We start from the raw sequence: 14,631 nt of genomic DNA, 5'->3' as shown, positions 1-14,631 counted from the left end.
TGTTCGTTAATTACTTTGATAATGCTTAAGGACGGTTAACTCAAGCCTTGTCATATCAGGGCCTAAATACTGTATGGTTTTGACCACTTTGCCTTTACTATCGACCCAATATTCGTTGGTCATCTCTTGTTCTAACATTGGGAAATTGATTTTTTCTTGAAACTTCTTGGTATCGATTGACACTATCGGCGTTTCGACCGTTTCATTTCCCGCATACGTTCGGATAATATTTGCTTTATAGCCGAATCGATAATTGGGTTGCCAGTCGTAAACCGCTTGCCATTTTTGAGCTCCGGGGTTGGTAGACACATCAAACGCAGAAGAAGAGTCTGCTGACGAACTGTTTGCAGACGAAAACGAATTTAACGATTGGAATGCCAAACCTGAAAGGTTTTCGTAGGGAAGTAATAGCGTTTGTACGATACGTCCATTTTCAGTGACGATCATAGCTTTATCAGAAGACATCCATTTTAACTGCTCTGCGCCCGTTTGAGGGTTTTCACCGACATACGCTAAGACCATGAAAATTTTACCTTGGTCATTCACTTCCGCATAAATACTGGAATAAGGTAAGGTTTGAATGTATTCCTTTGATAACTCAACATCGGCTCTGCCAAAAAAAGCTTCATCAAAAGTGGAGTTAACGTCTTGAAACTGCTGAGAACAACCCGCAAGAAAAAGACCAAGAGATATGATTAGAAGTTTAAGCATGACGAGTTCTGCTTCCTAGCAATCTGGTTGCTGATATCCAATATGAAAATCTGATATAAAAAAACCACTTTATGCTTTCACACAAAATGGTTTTAGACACCAACTCAAAAATTATCGAGTTGTTGTTGTAGTCGTTGCACCGCTTTCGTTAGAAGCAACGGCTACTGCTGCTGCCGCTGCTACTGCTGCTGTCGTTACTGCAACTGTTGTAGCTGTACCTGCTGCAACTGCAGATGCGCCTGCACCGGCTGCCGCACCACTAGTACCAGCACCAGCACCCGCTGCTGCAGTTTCTGTTGCTGCAAAAGCACCACCTGAGAAGCTAACTGCTAATGCAGCTGCTAGAGCCATCTTTTTCATAATGATTTCCAATAATATAAACGTTTATAATAGAGACTAATTACATAGACCCTATCAGCTACTCAGCTTAAGTAACTGTTTGTACATCATAATTAATAACTTCAATCAAGTAAATGGATAAATCATAAGCAATTAGTATGTATCCCCATTAATACATCAACTCACATACAACAATGTGCTTCCTCTGTATTCTCCCCCCCTTTATAGCTATACTCCTACCCTATAATTTTTCGCCCAATAACGAATAAGAGTTCAAAATATGCAAGAGTTAGTTCCATTTGTTCAAGAAAATATGATTTTAGCCATCGTATGGATCGGCTTGGTTGTTGCCATCATTGCGAACGTTATCAAGACATCAAACGCAGCTTACAAAGAGATCACGGCAGCGCAAACCACACACATGATTAATCGTGAAAACGGTGTTGTGGTTGATATTCGTACAAAGGATGAGTTCAAAAAGGGCCATATTACTGACGCAGTTCACATTTTGCCGTCAGACATCAAAGCAAATAGCTTGGGTAGCCTTGAAAGCCACAAAGCCGACCCAATCATCGTAGTATGTAAGACAGGTCAAACAGCTCAAGAAAGCGCCAACCTACTGGTTAAAGCTGGTTTCGAAAACGTAAGCGTGCTGAAAAGCGGCTTAGTGGCTTGGAGCGAAGCTAACCTACCTTTGGTGAAAGGTAAAAAGTAGTTAAAGGTAAGCTGACCTAACTAAACGAATATGACTTTAAGGTTTTGTTCAACAGAAATGGCGAACGAAACCTAATTATAAATTTTTAAGGACAAGAAAATGGCTGAAGCAGCACAACAAGACGCACAACAGAACTTCGCAATCCAACGTATCTTCCTAAAAGACGTCTCTTTCGAAGCGCCAAACTCTCCAGACATGTTTCAAAAAGAGTGGAACCCAGATGTAAAACTGGACCTAGACACTCAAAGTCGTGAACTTGGCGAAGGCGTGTACGAAGTAATCCTACGTCTAACGGTTACGGTTAAAAACGCAGAAGACACTGCATTCCTTTGTGAAGTTCAACAAGGCGGCATCTTCTCTGCAAGCGAAATGGAAGCTGGCCAACTCGCTCATTGCCTAGGTGCATTCTGCCCGAACATCCTGTTCCCATACGCTCGTGAAACAATTTCTAGCCTAGTGGTTAAAGGTACGTTCCCACAACTGAACCTAGCGCCAGTTAACTTTGATGCTTTGTTCATGAACTACCTACAAAACCAAGCTCAACAAGCTGAAGGCGAACAAGCTTAAGTCTCAAAGTAGAGCTTAACTCTAACGATTCAAGCGCTAGTTAGCTTTTAAGTGCACATCGCAACTTCTGCGATGTGCATTTTTTCTTTACACTGTACTAAAATTGAAAGCTCCTCTGATTTTAGTGGATAGCTTTTCCAAGACTCTTCGATTTCCCTCATTATTTTTAGGTGGAAGCATGACAGAAACAACTCACCCGACAATCTCGACAAACGCTTACGGCAAAGAGATCGCCATGGCAGTAATTGGCGCAGGTTCTTACGGAACATCTCTAGCTATCTCTCTAGCGCGTAACGGTGCAAACGTTGTTCTGTGGGGGCATGATCCTGTTCACATGGCTCGTCTCGAATCTGAGCGCGCAAATAATGAATTTCTACCAAATATCGACTTCCCAGAAAGTCTGATCATCGAGTCAGACCTTGAGAAGGCAGTAACAGCAAGTCGTGATCTTCTTGTTGTCGTCCCTAGCCACGTATTTGGTATCGTTTTAGATAGCCTTAAGCCTCACTTAACAGATTGTTCTCGTATCTGCTGGGCTACTAAAGGTTTAGAGCCGGAAACTGGTCGCCTGCTAAAAGATGTCGCTCATGATGTGCTTGGTGATGGGTACTCGTTAGCAGTTCTATCAGGACCTACCTTCGCCAAAGAGCTAGCGATGGGTATGCCAACGGCAATCTCTGTGGCTTCCCCTGATGCAGAATTCCTTGAGCAACTTCAAGAAAAAATTCACTGTGGCAAAACGTTCCGTGTGTACGCAAATTCAGATTTTATTGGCATGCAGCTTGGTGGTGCAGTGAAAAATGTCATCGCCATTGGTGCTGGCATGTCGGATGGTATTGGTTTTGGTGCCAATGCACGTACTGCACTTATCACTCGCGGTCTAGCTGAGATGAGTCGACTAGGCGCAGCTCTTGGTGCGCAACCAGAAACCTTCATGGGCATGGCTGGATTGGGTGACCTAGTGCTAACCTGTACTGATAACCAATCACGTAACCGTCGCTTTGGTTTGGCACTTGGCGCAGGTAAAGATGTAGATACAGCACAAGAAGAAATTGGCCAAGTAGTGGAAGGTTATCGCAACACCAAAGAAGTTTGGTTACTATCAGAGCGTATGGGCGTTGAAATGCCCATTGTTGAACAGATTTATCAAGTGTTGTATCAAGGGAAAGATGCACACCTAGCAGCACAAGATCTGCTTGCTAGAGACAAAAAGTCAGAAAGATAGTAAGAGCAGATACGAAATTAGAGTAAGCGAGATACGAAGAGAGTTAAAGGTACGGGTAATCAAGATGGAATAGCATAAAGTAAATGACCCGAACAAAGTTCTCCAACTCGCTCGTTCCTCACTCTTGAAGATGACGTTAATATAATGTTCGTCATTCCAGAATTGAGGAACGAAGTATCTGGAATCTCATTTACGCTAATTGGCTTTTCTAAGCTCTTCGTATCTCTCATCTCGCTACGCGTATCTGGTTTAAAGGAATGGATGGAAAATGAAACACTGTGAACAACAAAAAGTTTGGCAATGCATTGTGAAGGAAGCTCGACAGCAGTCGGAGCAAGAACCTATGCTTGCGAGTTTTTATCATGCCACGATTATCAACCATGAAAGTTTAGGTGCAGCCCTTAGCTACATCCTAGCAAACAAATTAAAGACAGCTTCAATGCCAGCAATGGCAGTCCGTGAAGTAGTTGAGCAAGCATTTAAGCAGGATCAATCGATTATAGATGCGGCAGCTTGTGATATTTGCGCAACGGTAAATCGAGATCCTGCGGTCGAGATGTACTCGATGCCTCTGCTGTACCTTAAAGGCTACCATGCACTTCAAGGTTATCGAGTAGCGAATTGGCTATGGAAACAAGGTCGTATTGCGCTTGCCACTTACCTACAAAACCAAATTTCAGTCGCTTGCCAAGTTGATATTCACCCTGCCGCGCGTATCGGTAAAGCTATCATGCTCGACCACGCCACTGGTATCGTGATTGGTGAAACTGCTGTCGTCGAAAATGATGTATCGATCCTTCAAGACGTTACCCTTGGTGGTACTGGTAAAGAAGGCGGCGACCGTCACCCCAAAATCCGCGAAGGCGTAATGATTGGGGCCGGTGCTAAAATACTCGGCAACATTGAAGTAGGTGAAGGCGCGAAGATTGGGTCTTGCTCTGTTGTACTACAACCCGTACCACCTCATACAACAGTCGCAGGCGTTCCTGCAAAAATTGTCGGAAAACCGAAAACAGATAAACCATCTTTAGATATGGACCAAGGCTTCAATGGTCGCTCGCAAAATTTCATTCATGGTGATGGAATATAAGAGCTGATTCTAGGTTCGATGAGCCGAGATAAGAAAGACTTAAGAGCAGATGCTGAAAACTAATAAGAGCAACATGACGATAATGATGAAACCAGTCCAAGTAATTAGCACTGTTCTTTTGATATCAGCCAGCCTTTGCGCTGTTCTCTTCTCAACATCGCCACTTGCCGCATCGAAAGGGGAGCTGAAAGGTGTGTCGAGTGAGATATCTCGTCAACAAAAAACACTATCCTCACAACAGAAGAAGCTCGACAATTTACAAGCAAACCTCAAGCAACAAGAGCTCTCTATCTCCTTGCTTGAAAAAGCCATTAAAACAAGTAAAAAACAACTCAATACCACCAATGCTAATGTTGCTAGCTTAGATAATAAGATTAAAGCGCTTACAGTACAGAAAAAAGCCCATACCGATAAGTTAGAGCAGCTGATTCAGACTTACTACATGACCAGCAGAGCCAAAGCCTCTTCTCACATCTTAAATACTGGCGTTGAAGAAGACCGCATTAGTCACTATTACCAACACCTAGCCAAAGCGCGATCTGCAACAATCAAAACGATCGAACAAACTCAACTTGAATTAGAAGAAAGCCATAAGCAACGCCAACTTGAGCAAGAACAAATAGCGACCCTGTTAAGACAACAAACCACCAAACGCGATACGTTAGCCAAAACTCAAACACAGCGTAAGAAAACCGTCGGCAGTATTAAGAAAAATATCTCTGGCGACAAAAATTACTTAGCCGAACTTCAACGTAATGAAACTCGCCTAAAAGCCGAAATAGCGAAAGCAGAAAAAGCCGCTAGAGAGAGACGCAATGCTATTCCTATGGATGGTTTGGCCAAACGTAAAGGTAAACTGCCTTGGCCAATCAAAGATAAAGTTCTGCATAACTACGGCTCACGCCAAACTGGCCAAGTAAATTGGAAAGGCATGGTGATCAAAGCGAAATACGGTCAGCAGGTTAAATCCGTTTATTCCGGAACTGTGGTATTCGCCGAGTATTTGCGTGGTTATGGTTTAGTGGTACTGTTGGACCACGGTAAAGGTGACATGACGCTCTATGGCTTTAACCAAGCGCTTTTAAAGAAAGAAGGTGACAAGGTTAAAGCTGGGGAGGCTATTGCGCTTGCAGGAGACACTGGTGGTCAAACCCGCCCATCGCTGTATTTTGAAATTCGCAGAAACAGCCAAGCTCAAAACCCGAAAAGATGGTTGGTTAGATAAGAACAGATACGGGATTCGAGTAATCGAGATGCTAAGAGCTTAAAGCAGATTCGGGTGCGAATGTTCCTGATACAGAAGGGTTAAAGTAGATATGAGGAAAAGGTACTAATTAATCTTGAGCAACCCAAAAGAGTTAAGATGCCTTGAACTAGTCACTTACAAACCGTCGTCATTCCAGAATTGAGGAACGAAATATCTGGAATCTCAGTATCATATATGATTTATCATGCTTGATTCACCACAACACAAAGATTCCCTATCACGCTCGTACCTCGCTATAGGGAATGACGCCGCTATTTACAATACGTGATGAAGAAATCGATACGAATAACATGTTAACCAAAAGCTTTGAAAAGCGAGAGCAGTAATCATATTAATGAGTAACCATCGCTCTTCGAATCCCGCATCCCGCATCTCGCTTACTCGTCTCTTTCTACTTAGAGTTCAACGCTCTCACACCATCTTCTAACAATGTCAGCTGCTCAAAACCTTGAGTAGTCGCAATCGGTTTAACGGTTGCGATCATCTGCAACATTCCTTGATGCACAACTTGCTCAGTAATTTGAGCTTTTGGAGACATCGCCGACTGATACGCTAACCAACCCGATGCGATCAAGTGAAGAGATGTCACCATCGACTTCATTTCTGTATCTGTTGCTTTTAGTAAGTTCAACTCAACAAAGGCTCTCATAATATCCACAAGATTCGTTTGCAGCTTTTCTTGAACGGCCATGTAATCAAGGTGCAGTTTTTCATCACGTGACAATATTTCAGGCAAATTCGCATAGAAGAATCGATACTTCCACATCAGCGTGAAGATAGAATCTAAATAGCTCTTTAGTAGCGTCAGGCTTTCTTGCTGCCCTTGAATTGGAGTAAACCTTTCAAGCAACTCTGTCGAGTAGAGAGTAAATATATCACGTACGATTTCTTGTTTGTTGCGGAAGTGGTAGTAGAGGTTTCCAGGGCTGATTTCGATGTGCTCAGCAATATGATTGGTCGTAATACTACGCTCGCCGTGCTCATTAAAAAGCTCTAGAGCAGCGTAAACAATCTTGTCACGTGTTTTCATTAGCAATTAGATCCCTATCCGTTTAGTGGTTCAGTATATCGCCACTAAACAGATAGATCGACCGGTTAACATCTGGTCGAATTAGCTATAGCTACATGGCAGACAGTTTATTTACTGTATTTTTTTACCATATTTACTACATTTACAACATCATGCCTTGTTATGCCCATATGCATTGGTAATGAAATGATTTCATTACTTGCTATCAAAGCTTTTGGGCAACGACCAGATTTTTCATACATTTTGTACTCTGAATTATCTGTATAATGCACACCTGGATAGATATCATTTTCATTTAGCTTGATTAGTAACTCATCTCGATTAGAAACTCGTATTTGAAGTAAATGTGTCGATGATTCACACCCTTGAGCAATCGGAACTATTTTTACATTATCACATTCAGATAACTCTTCACGATACCACTTAGCTAACTGTCGGCGATAAGAATTATCATTATCTAAGTATTTAAGTGCAACTAAAGCCATACCGGCCATAATTGAGTTGCCATGATATTTAAAGCCTAAATCTTCAACATCATATTTCCACTTATAAGCACCTTGTGCTGCTGTACGCGCGTAAGTATCTTTATTAATACCCAACCAAGTTAGTTTACGTGCTAACGCATCATATTCTGGATTCTGGAAACAAATCATTCCAGAGTCAGCTGTAGGCATATTTTTTACAGCTTGATAACTAAACACGGTGACATCAGCATTATAACCTACGTGCTTTCCATCAAACCTTGAGCCAGCCATATGCGCCGCATCTAAGACTAGAGCCAACCCACGCTCTTTACACAGCTTTGCCACCGCTTCAAGTTGACCAGTATTTCCACCAAGCCCCACAAAAACAACAGCTTTAGTCTTATCAGTTATCTTTTCTTCAATACTCTGAGGGTCCAAGCATAAGTACTCATCAACATCAGCAAAAATAGGCTCTAGACCAGCGTACTTAATAGCGTGGTTAGTAGAGACAAATGTTAAAGATGCAGATATAACTTCATCGCCATCACTCCAATTATGCGCACGCTTTAAGACTTCAAATGCGAGGTGAAGGCCCGCTGTAGCTGAACTCAAAAAGTGAGCATGAGGTAGGCTAGTATACTTTTTCCATTCATCCTCAATTTCGACAGTTTTAAAGCCCATTCCTGTCCAGCCTTTTTCTAGGCACTCTCTTACATGCTCTAGACACTCATCAACACGAAACTTTGGAATAAATAATTGCGTTGTCATCTTATAAAACCTTATTTTTAGAAATGCTCTGCATCTTTAAGTAGCAGCCCATTCTTGTCTTTATCTGAAACGATCAAACTTTCTTCATCTAATTGCCAATCGATCTTTAATTCTGGGTCATTCCAGGCAATAGAGCGTTCACTTTGTGGGGAGTAATAATCGGTTGTTTTATACAAAAACTCGACTTCATCTGTCAACGTCAGAAAACCATGAGCGAAGCCCTCGGGGATCCATAATTGCTTCTTATTTTCCTGACTCAGCTCAAACGATTGCCATTGTTTATAGGTTGGAGAGTCAGCTCGTAGATCGACCACGACATCTAAAACTTTTCCACGGACAACTCGAACAAGTTTGCCTTGCGGGTGCTGTATTTGATAATGCAGACCTCGAAGCACAGCCCTGCCTGATTTAGAGTGGTTATCTTGAACAAATTGAACGCTTCGGCCAATTAATTTTTCAAAGTTTGAATGATTAAAGCTTTCCATAAAAAAGCCTCTCTCATCTTCAAAAACTTTAGGTTCAATTATCAAAATATCTTTTAATTTTGTCTTAGTTGCTTTCACTGCTTACTAGCCTCTCTAGGTACTGTCCATACTCATTTTTCATCATTGGTTTAGCAAGCATTAACATTTGCTCATCAGTTAACCAACCATTACGCCAAGCTATCTCTTCTAAACAAGCAACCTTTAGCCCTTGTACATTTTCAATAGTTTGAACAAAAGATGAAGCCTCATGAAGACTTTCATGTGTACCAGTGTCTAACCAGGCAAAACCACGGCCTAATAGTTCCACATTCAGAGAGCCATCATTTAGATACATTTCATTGAGAGTGGTAATTTCTAACTCACCTCGAAGAGACGGCTTCACTTGTTTTGCCATTTCTACAACTCGATTATCGTAGAAATACAAACCAGTTACCGCATAGTTAGATTTTGGTATTTCAGGCTTTTCTTCAATCGAAACGGCTTTCATTTTTTCGTCAAATTCAACGACGCCAAAACGCTCAGGGTCTTTGACTTGATAACCAAAAACAGTAGCACCAGACTCTTTTGAAGCGGCATTTTGTAGCGTTCTAGAAAAAGACTGACCATAAAAGATATTATCTCCCAACACCAAACAAACACTATCATCACCAATAAACTCTTCACCAATGATAAAAGCTTGCGCTAAACCATCCGGACTTGGTTGAATTGCATACTCAAGGTTGATGCCAAAATCTGAGCCATCACCAAGTAAGCGTTGAAAACCAGCATTATCTTCAGGTGTCGTGATAATCAAAATATCTTTGATACCAGCTAACATTAACGTCGATATTGGATAAAAAACCATCGGCTTATCGTAAATGGGCAAAAGCTGTTTTGATACGCCGCGAGTGAGTGGATATAAACGCGTGCCTGAGCCTCCAGCAAGAACAATCCCTTTCATTACTTATCAACCTTACCATTTACAACTAAATCTGAAGAAACACCTAAGCGTTCACCAGCGTAAGAGCCATCTAGTACGCGTGACCACCATTGTTCGTTATCTAAGTACCACTCGACCGTTTTTCGAATACCTGACTCGAAAGTTTCTTCTGGCTTCCAACCCAGTTCACGTTCAATCTTTGACGCATCGATTGCATAACGTACATCATGCCCAGGTCTATCAGTAACATAAGTAACTAAGTCAAGGTAGTTACCCACACCTTCTGGCTTATTTGGCACCAACTCTTCAAGTAATGAACAGATCGTTTTTACAACATCAATGTTTGCTTTTTCATTGTGACCACCAATGTTATAGGTTTCACCTACCTCACCTTCAGTGACCACCTTGTACAACGCTCGAGCGTGGTCTTCGACAAACAGCCAATCACGGATTTGCATACCGTTGCCATACACTGGCAGAGGTTTTCCATCGAGAGCATTCAAGATCATCAATGGGATTAATTTTTCAGGGAAGTGGCAAGGGCCGTAGTTATTTGAGCAATTAGTGACGACGGTTGGTAAACCATAAGTACGTAGCCAAGCTCGGACGAGATGATCAGAAGAAGCTTTCGAAGCGGAGTATGGGCTTGATGGCTCATACGGCGTCGTCTCGGTAAACAAGTCATCCGTACCTTCTAAATCGCCATAGACTTCGTCAGTAGAGATATGGTGGAAACGAAAAGCAGCTTTATCACTTTCAGAAAGCTCATTCCAATAGGCTCTAGTCGCTTCAAGTAATGTATATGTACCAACAATATTAGTTTCGATAAATGCAGCAGGGCCGTCAATCGAACGGTCAACATGAGATTCAGCAGCCAAGTGCATTACTGCATCAGGCTTATGCAGCTCAAAAATACGGTCTAGCTCAGTACGATTACAAATATCCACCGCTTCAAATGCATAGCGCTCGTGCTCTCCCACGTCAACAAGAGACTCTAAGTTACCCGCATAAGTCAACTTATCAACATTCACGACGCTGCTAGATGTATTATTTATAATGTGACGAATGACAGCTGAACCGATGAAGCCAGCGCCGCCTGTAACTAATATCTTCATAAGATTTCTAAAACCCTAAAATTCAAAGGAAAAGTTTTTCTAATTTTGTAAATCTATTTCTTACTATTCGAAGGATAGTTTCGATACGTAATACCAGCTCAAATGCTTAAGCAACTAAAATAGTTCAAAATCAATTGCGACCAAACAACTCTCATGTCGCGCGTAAGCCAGCCTACAAACAAAAGTCGAAGACGTAGAATCTTTCATACGAAGACCGATAAGATCGTGTTTTGAGTAGGTAATAATGACTAGATTAACACAATCATATCACACTAGAATTAAAGAATTATTCCGCTAGCTCGCTTCGTTTGTTCCTTGCTATACTCGTGTGAGTTTGTATTCAAAAAAGTAGGAAGAAATATGATTATCGTAACTGGTGGTGCAGGCATGATTGGCAGCAATATTGTTAAGGCGCTCAATGAAGCAGGCCACAACGATATTCTAGTTGTCGACAACTTAAAAGATGGCAAAAAATTTAAGAACCTGGTTGATCTAGATATCACCGATTACATGGATCGTGATGACTTTCTAACTCAAGTTATGGCTGGTGATGATTTCGGTCATATTGAGGCTATTTTCCATGAAGGTGCATGTTCTGCGACCACAGAGTGGGATGGCAAATACATGATGCTAAACAACTACGAATACTCGAAAGAGTTACTGCATTACTGTATCGAGCGCGAGATCCCCTTCTTGTATGCTTCTTCTGCTGCCACTTATGGTGAAACCGATACCTTTATCGAAGAGCCGCAGTACGAAGGCGCGCTAAACGTATACGGCTATTCAAAACAGCAATTTGATAACTATGTGCGTCGCCTAACTGCAGATGCAGCCGCGCACAACGAAACGCTTTCTCAAATCACTGGTTTTCGATACTTCAATGTCTACGGTCCACGTGAACAGCACAAAGGCAGCATGGCCTCTGTCGCATTCCACCTAAACAATCAAATGAACGCAGGTGAAAACCCGAAATTATTCGCAGGAAGCGAAACCTTCAAGCGTGATTTTGTGTATGTTGGTGATGTTGCGGCCGTAAACCTGTGGTTCTTAAAAAATGGCGTATCAGGTATCTTCAACCTAGGTACAGGTAATGCCGAATCATTTGAAGAAGTCGCAAAAGCGGTGATTAAACATCACGGTAAGGGACAGATTGAAACCATCCCATTCCCTGAGCATTTGAAAGGCGCTTACCAAGAGTTTACTCAAGCTGATTTAACTAAGTTGCGTAATACTGGTTGCGATGTTCAATTTAAATCGGTTGCTGAAGGCGTCAGCGAGTACATGCAGTCAGTTAATCGCTAGATTACACTCTCCCGAAAACAAGCTAACTGTATACTGTTAGCTTGTTCAATCTATATCGCCAGTTAAAGGTTTACAGTGACAACTCAACGCGACGACTACGATCCTAAAGCATACAACCCTAAATTCATCAGTGCGTTTTTATCACCAAAACACTGGGGAACTTGGCTCGGGCTATGCCTATGCCTGCCCATTTCTTTGCTGCCAAACTCGATTCGAGTAGCCATCGCAAAATTCGTGGCGACAAAAATGGCGAAGAAGCAACGTGGCTCAGTACAAAAGGCACGTATAAACCTCGCGCTTTGTTTTCCAGAAAAGTCTGTTCAAGAGCGTGAAACTATTCTAACCAATTGCCTAACAACTGCTGGCGCCTTTTTACTTGGTTTTCCTGCTATATCATTACGCAGTAAACGTTGGCTTGAAAAACACTCAGAAATCATTGGATTAGAACACTTACAACAGCTACAAAAAGACAATCAAAGTGCTATTTTGCTAGTACCTCACTCTTGGTGCATCGACATTCCGGCGATCCTTTTAGCTTCAAGAGGCTTACCCGTTTCTGCGATGGCCAATAGCCAGAAAAATCCTCTGACCGACTGGTTAATGCACAAGCAAAGAGTTCAGTATGGCGGACGAGTTTATGATCGCAGTGGCGGCATTAAGCCTTTTATCAAATCAGTCAAAGATGGCTACTTAGGATATTACTTGCCAGATCAAGACCATGGCCCAGAACAAAGTGTATTCTCAGACTTCTTTGCGACTGAAAAAGCAACCTTGCCTGGACTTGGAAAACTAGCAAAAGTAAGCCGAGCGAAGATCGTTCCAACCTTTGCCAGCTATAATATTGAGACGGGTAAATACGAAATTGAAATCAAAGCACCCATTGAGTTATCCGGCGATGAACATCAAGACGCTAGGGCAATGAATGAAGTCGTTGAAGGTTTTGTTAATCCGAAACCGGAGCAGTACATGTGGATTTTAAAGTTATTAAAAACACGTAGAAACGGACAAGACCCATATGTGGGTTATTAACACACATATCTTCTAATTTATTAAAGATTATCCGCCTTCTTAGAAGGCGGATTTATTCGTCTCATTATTTTTGACTAAATAATAGGTTATGATAAAAACCATCAACTGTGTAATCTTCAAGCTTAATCAAAACTGATTCATCAAAGTCACCAGAGATAAATTCCTCAATATGATTTGCGAGTTCATTTAGAGAGTCAAATATAAGGAAATTATCTTTTGAGTATAAAGGGTGATTATAAAGTCTCGTATTATTCGTGATAACTTTCTTTCTGGCGTATAACGCTTCTTTAACCCTCATAGTATCAGACGTCTGTCCATCAAGAACAATTTCCAGTACACATTTGGTATTGAGCATCACGGTTAGGTATTCAACATAGGAATAAGAAGGTTTTTTGTCAAAAACAATAAAGTTGCACTTAAAATCACCCAATGCCTCTTCTATTTTTTGAACCTTTTCTTTCCTTCCTTTATCCACCCCCACAAAAGACACATCGTAATCAGAGGATTTTGCTATCTCATCAATAATTTTTAGTTGAGGCATCGGAGAATAAGCATGCTTAAAGTTGTATTTTTTTGCATCACCCTCATCAAACGTATATATTTCAAAATCATCTAAAAGATGGTTCAAGCTCCCATCTGTAATATTCCTAAAAAGAATAATCTTCCTCCCACTAACCTTTGATATTGACTTAATGTCTCTCAAAGAGTCGGTTGTGAATATGACATCAAAGCCATTTAGCGTCTTTATTTTTCGTCTTATGATCGCTCCATAAGCCTCATGATAGTGTTTTTTACTGTAGAAAAATAAAAAGGAAATTAATTTCACTAACCACTTGCTTAAGAAAATATGATGCTTTTCATAATCAGACGATAGCACATCAATTTCTAGTTTTTCATACTGTTGCTTGTAGCCTACAAAAACCAGTTTTGGCTTCAAATTATCGTTCATAAGGCAACCTTTTAAAAGACTCGACAATACTTCCTAATGCACTATTGGCTTTACTACCTTCAACTACCTTCTCGTAATAACTAAAATACGCTGCAGCCATGACATTGGCATTGAATTGATCTCTCGCGTATTCATTACAACGAGCTGAATCATAGGTGTCAGAATTTAAGATCCCTTCTACGAGCTCTTGTTCACAGCTCGATAAAAGACCTACCTCACTAGAAACTAATTCCGGCAGTGAGCCATAGGGTGTACCAAACACTGGACAACCAAAATACAAACTCTCTGTAATCGCTAAGCCAAACGGTTCATGCCAAGTCACGGGGAATATCAGACCTTTTGACTGAGTCATGATCTGAGATTTCGTTGTATCGTCCACCATCCCTAAAAAACGAACATGACGATCTAACGTTAACCTGAAACCCATTTTTAGGTTCAATCGATGGCCGCCCAACACATCAAGCTGCTGGCCAGCTTTCTTGGTAATATCAATGGCACCTTGAACATTTTTAACTCGCCACGCAGCTTTCCCAAGAAAATGGAAACGTTCTCGTTTCAAGTTAAAGTTAGGCTTTTGGTAGTTGTCCCAATTCAAGCCATTGTAAACATAAGCTTGTGCACCATGATTTTTTGCATGCTGAGATGAAACAAAGACG

The 14,631-nt window shown here is 41.4% G+C and carries 16 protein-coding genes; 7 read left to right on the top strand and 9 right to left on the bottom strand.

What is annotated here, in order from left to right:
• Positions 1-6: 6 nt before the first annotated feature.
• Entirely contained in the window at positions 7-711 is a 705-nt protein-coding gene (locus tag ACED42_RS13495; protein WP_371702905.1) for a YjbF family lipoprotein, read from the bottom strand.
• Between the two features lie 111 nt (positions 712-822).
• Positions 823-1,071 (bottom strand): hypothetical protein, encoded by a 249-nt coding sequence (locus ACED42_RS13490; RefSeq protein ID WP_371702903.1) that lies wholly within the window; start codon positions 1,069-1,071, stop codon positions 823-825.
• 259 nt (positions 1,072-1,330) lie between these two features.
• On the opposite strand from ACED42_RS13490, the gene ACED42_RS13485 reads away from it, so the two are divergent.
• The 5 genes from ACED42_RS13485 to ACED42_RS13465 all read left to right on the top strand — a co-directional run bounded on the left by ACED42_RS13485 (position 1,331) and on the right by ACED42_RS13465 (position 5,872).
• The gene (locus ACED42_RS13485; RefSeq protein ID WP_371702901.1) at positions 1,331-1,765 is read left to right on the top strand and encodes a rhodanese-like domain-containing protein; all 435 of its coding nucleotides are present in this window, start codon (positions 1,331-1,333) and stop codon (positions 1,763-1,765) included.
• A gap of 99 nt (positions 1,766-1,864) precedes the next feature.
• Positions 1,865-2,332 carry a protein-export chaperone SecB gene (secB, locus tag ACED42_RS13480; protein WP_009847959.1) on the top strand — a complete coding sequence of 156 codons (468 nt, stop codon included), beginning with the start codon at positions 1,865-1,867 and terminating at the stop codon, positions 2,330-2,332.
• A gap of 178 nt (positions 2,333-2,510) precedes the next feature.
• Positions 2,511-3,557 carry an NAD(P)H-dependent glycerol-3-phosphate dehydrogenase gene (gene gpsA / locus ACED42_RS13475; RefSeq protein WP_371702900.1) on the top strand — a complete coding sequence of 349 codons (1,047 nt, stop codon included), beginning with the start codon at positions 2,511-2,513 and terminating at the stop codon, positions 3,555-3,557.
• A 268-nt stretch (positions 3,558-3,825) separates the two neighbouring features.
• Entirely contained in the window at positions 3,826-4,647 is an 822-nt protein-coding gene (cysE, locus tag ACED42_RS13470) for a serine O-acetyltransferase (protein WP_371702898.1), read from the top strand.
• A gap of 73 nt (positions 4,648-4,720) precedes the next feature.
• The gene (locus tag ACED42_RS13465; protein ID WP_371702896.1) at positions 4,721-5,872 is read left to right on the top strand and encodes a murein hydrolase activator EnvC; all 1,152 of its coding nucleotides are present in this window, start codon (positions 4,721-4,723) and stop codon (positions 5,870-5,872) included.
• A gap of 433 nt (positions 5,873-6,305) precedes the next feature.
• Here the strand turns inward: ACED42_RS13465 and ACED42_RS13460 are convergent, their stop codons facing one another.
• The 5 genes from ACED42_RS13460 to rffG form a co-directional block, all read right to left on the bottom strand.
• On the bottom strand, positions 6,306-6,944 hold the full coding sequence (locus tag ACED42_RS13460) for a TetR/AcrR family transcriptional regulator (RefSeq protein WP_086050227.1): 639 nt from the start codon (positions 6,942-6,944) through the stop codon (positions 6,306-6,308).
• Between the two features lie 107 nt (positions 6,945-7,051).
• Positions 7,052-8,176 (bottom strand): DegT/DnrJ/EryC1/StrS family aminotransferase, encoded by a 1,125-nt coding sequence (locus ACED42_RS13455; RefSeq protein WP_371702894.1) that lies wholly within the window; start codon positions 8,174-8,176, stop codon positions 7,052-7,054.
• 17 nt (positions 8,177-8,193) lie between these two features.
• Complete coding sequence (rfbC, locus tag ACED42_RS13450) at positions 8,194-8,739, bottom strand: dTDP-4-dehydrorhamnose 3,5-epimerase (RefSeq protein WP_371702892.1); 546 nt, start codon at positions 8,737-8,739, stop codon at positions 8,194-8,196.
• Positions 8,726-9,601, bottom strand: a complete 876-nt coding sequence (rfbA, locus tag ACED42_RS13445) for a glucose-1-phosphate thymidylyltransferase RfbA (protein ID WP_269336554.1) — start codon at positions 9,599-9,601, stop codon at positions 8,726-8,728. The genes rfbC and rfbA overlap by 14 nt, the downstream gene beginning before the upstream one ends.
• Positions 9,601-10,695: a dTDP-glucose 4,6-dehydratase gene (gene rffG / locus ACED42_RS13440; RefSeq protein WP_135445129.1), complete on the bottom strand. Its 1,095-nt coding sequence runs from the start codon at positions 10,693-10,695 to the stop codon at positions 9,601-9,603. The genes rfbA and rffG overlap by 1 nt, the downstream gene beginning before the upstream one ends.
• A gap of 360 nt (positions 10,696-11,055) precedes the next feature.
• Here rffG and rfaD point away from each other — a divergent pair, with 360 nt between their 5' ends.
• Both rfaD and lpxM read left to right on the top strand, forming a co-directional pair.
• On the top strand, positions 11,056-11,997 hold the full coding sequence (rfaD, locus tag ACED42_RS13435; protein ID WP_029223856.1) for an ADP-glyceromanno-heptose 6-epimerase: 942 nt from the start codon (positions 11,056-11,058) through the stop codon (positions 11,995-11,997).
• Between the two features lie 75 nt (positions 11,998-12,072).
• A complete protein-coding gene (gene lpxM, locus ACED42_RS13430) occupies positions 12,073-13,026 on the top strand; it encodes a lauroyl-Kdo(2)-lipid IV(A) myristoyltransferase (protein ID WP_012603053.1) in 954 nt (317 codons plus the stop codon).
• Positions 13,027-13,090: 64 nt separating this feature from the next.
• Here lpxM and ACED42_RS13425 read toward each other — a convergent pair whose 3' ends face one another.
• Both ACED42_RS13425 and ACED42_RS13420 read right to left on the bottom strand, forming a co-directional pair.
• Positions 13,091-13,975, bottom strand: coding sequence for a lipopolysaccharide biosynthesis protein (locus ACED42_RS13425; protein ID WP_371702889.1), 885 nt, complete (start codon positions 13,973-13,975; stop codon positions 13,091-13,093).
• The coding region (locus tag ACED42_RS13420) for a glycosyltransferase (RefSeq protein WP_371702887.1) at positions 13,965-14,631 on the bottom strand (667 nt) is incomplete at its 5' end. The genes ACED42_RS13425 and ACED42_RS13420, both read right to left, overlap by 11 nt.

This window comes from Vibrio sp. FF145, from assembly GCF_041439075.1.
GTDB classification, from domain to species: domain Bacteria; phylum Pseudomonadota; class Gammaproteobacteria; order Enterobacterales; family Vibrionaceae; genus Vibrio; species Vibrio tasmaniensis_A.
Note: the sequence above shows the minus strand (reverse complement) of the source record. Positions and strands in the feature narration are given on the sequence as shown.

Excerpts from the sequence above, each read along its gene's own strand:
- ACED42_RS13495 (WP_371702905.1), bottom strand. The coding sequence starts at position 711 with ATGCTTAAACTTCTAATCATATCTCTTGGTCTTTTTCTTGCGGGTTGT.
- ACED42_RS13490 (WP_371702903.1), bottom strand. The coding sequence starts at position 1,071 with ATGAAAAAGATGGCTCTAGCAGCTGCATTAGCAGTTAGCTTCTCAGGT.
- ACED42_RS13485 (WP_371702901.1), top strand. The coding sequence starts at position 1,331 with ATGCAAGAGTTAGTTCCATTTGTTCAAGAAAATATGATTTTAGCCATC.
- secB (WP_009847959.1), top strand. The coding sequence starts at position 1,865 with ATGGCTGAAGCAGCACAACAAGACGCACAACAGAACTTCGCAATCCAA.
- gpsA (WP_371702900.1), top strand. The coding sequence starts at position 2,511 with ATGACAGAAACAACTCACCCGACAATCTCGACAAACGCTTACGGCAAA.
- cysE (WP_371702898.1), top strand. The coding sequence starts at position 3,826 with ATGAAACACTGTGAACAACAAAAAGTTTGGCAATGCATTGTGAAGGAA.
- ACED42_RS13465 (WP_371702896.1), top strand. The coding sequence starts at position 4,721 with ATGACGATAATGATGAAACCAGTCCAAGTAATTAGCACTGTTCTTTTG.
- ACED42_RS13460 (WP_086050227.1), bottom strand. The coding sequence starts at position 6,944 with ATGAAAACACGTGACAAGATTGTTTACGCTGCTCTAGAGCTTTTTAAT.
- ACED42_RS13455 (WP_371702894.1), bottom strand. The coding sequence starts at position 8,176 with ATGACAACGCAATTATTTATTCCAAAGTTTCGTGTTGATGAGTGTCTA.
- rfbA (WP_269336554.1), bottom strand. The coding sequence starts at position 9,601 with ATGAAAGGGATTGTTCTTGCTGGAGGCTCAGGCACGCGTTTATATCCA.
- rffG (WP_135445129.1), bottom strand. The coding sequence starts at position 10,695 with ATGAAGATATTAGTTACAGGCGGCGCTGGCTTCATCGGTTCAGCTGTC.
- rfaD (WP_029223856.1), top strand. The coding sequence starts at position 11,056 with ATGATTATCGTAACTGGTGGTGCAGGCATGATTGGCAGCAATATTGTT.
- ACED42_RS13425 (WP_371702889.1), bottom strand. The coding sequence starts at position 13,975 with ATGAACGATAATTTGAAGCCAAAACTGGTTTTTGTAGGCTACAAGCAA.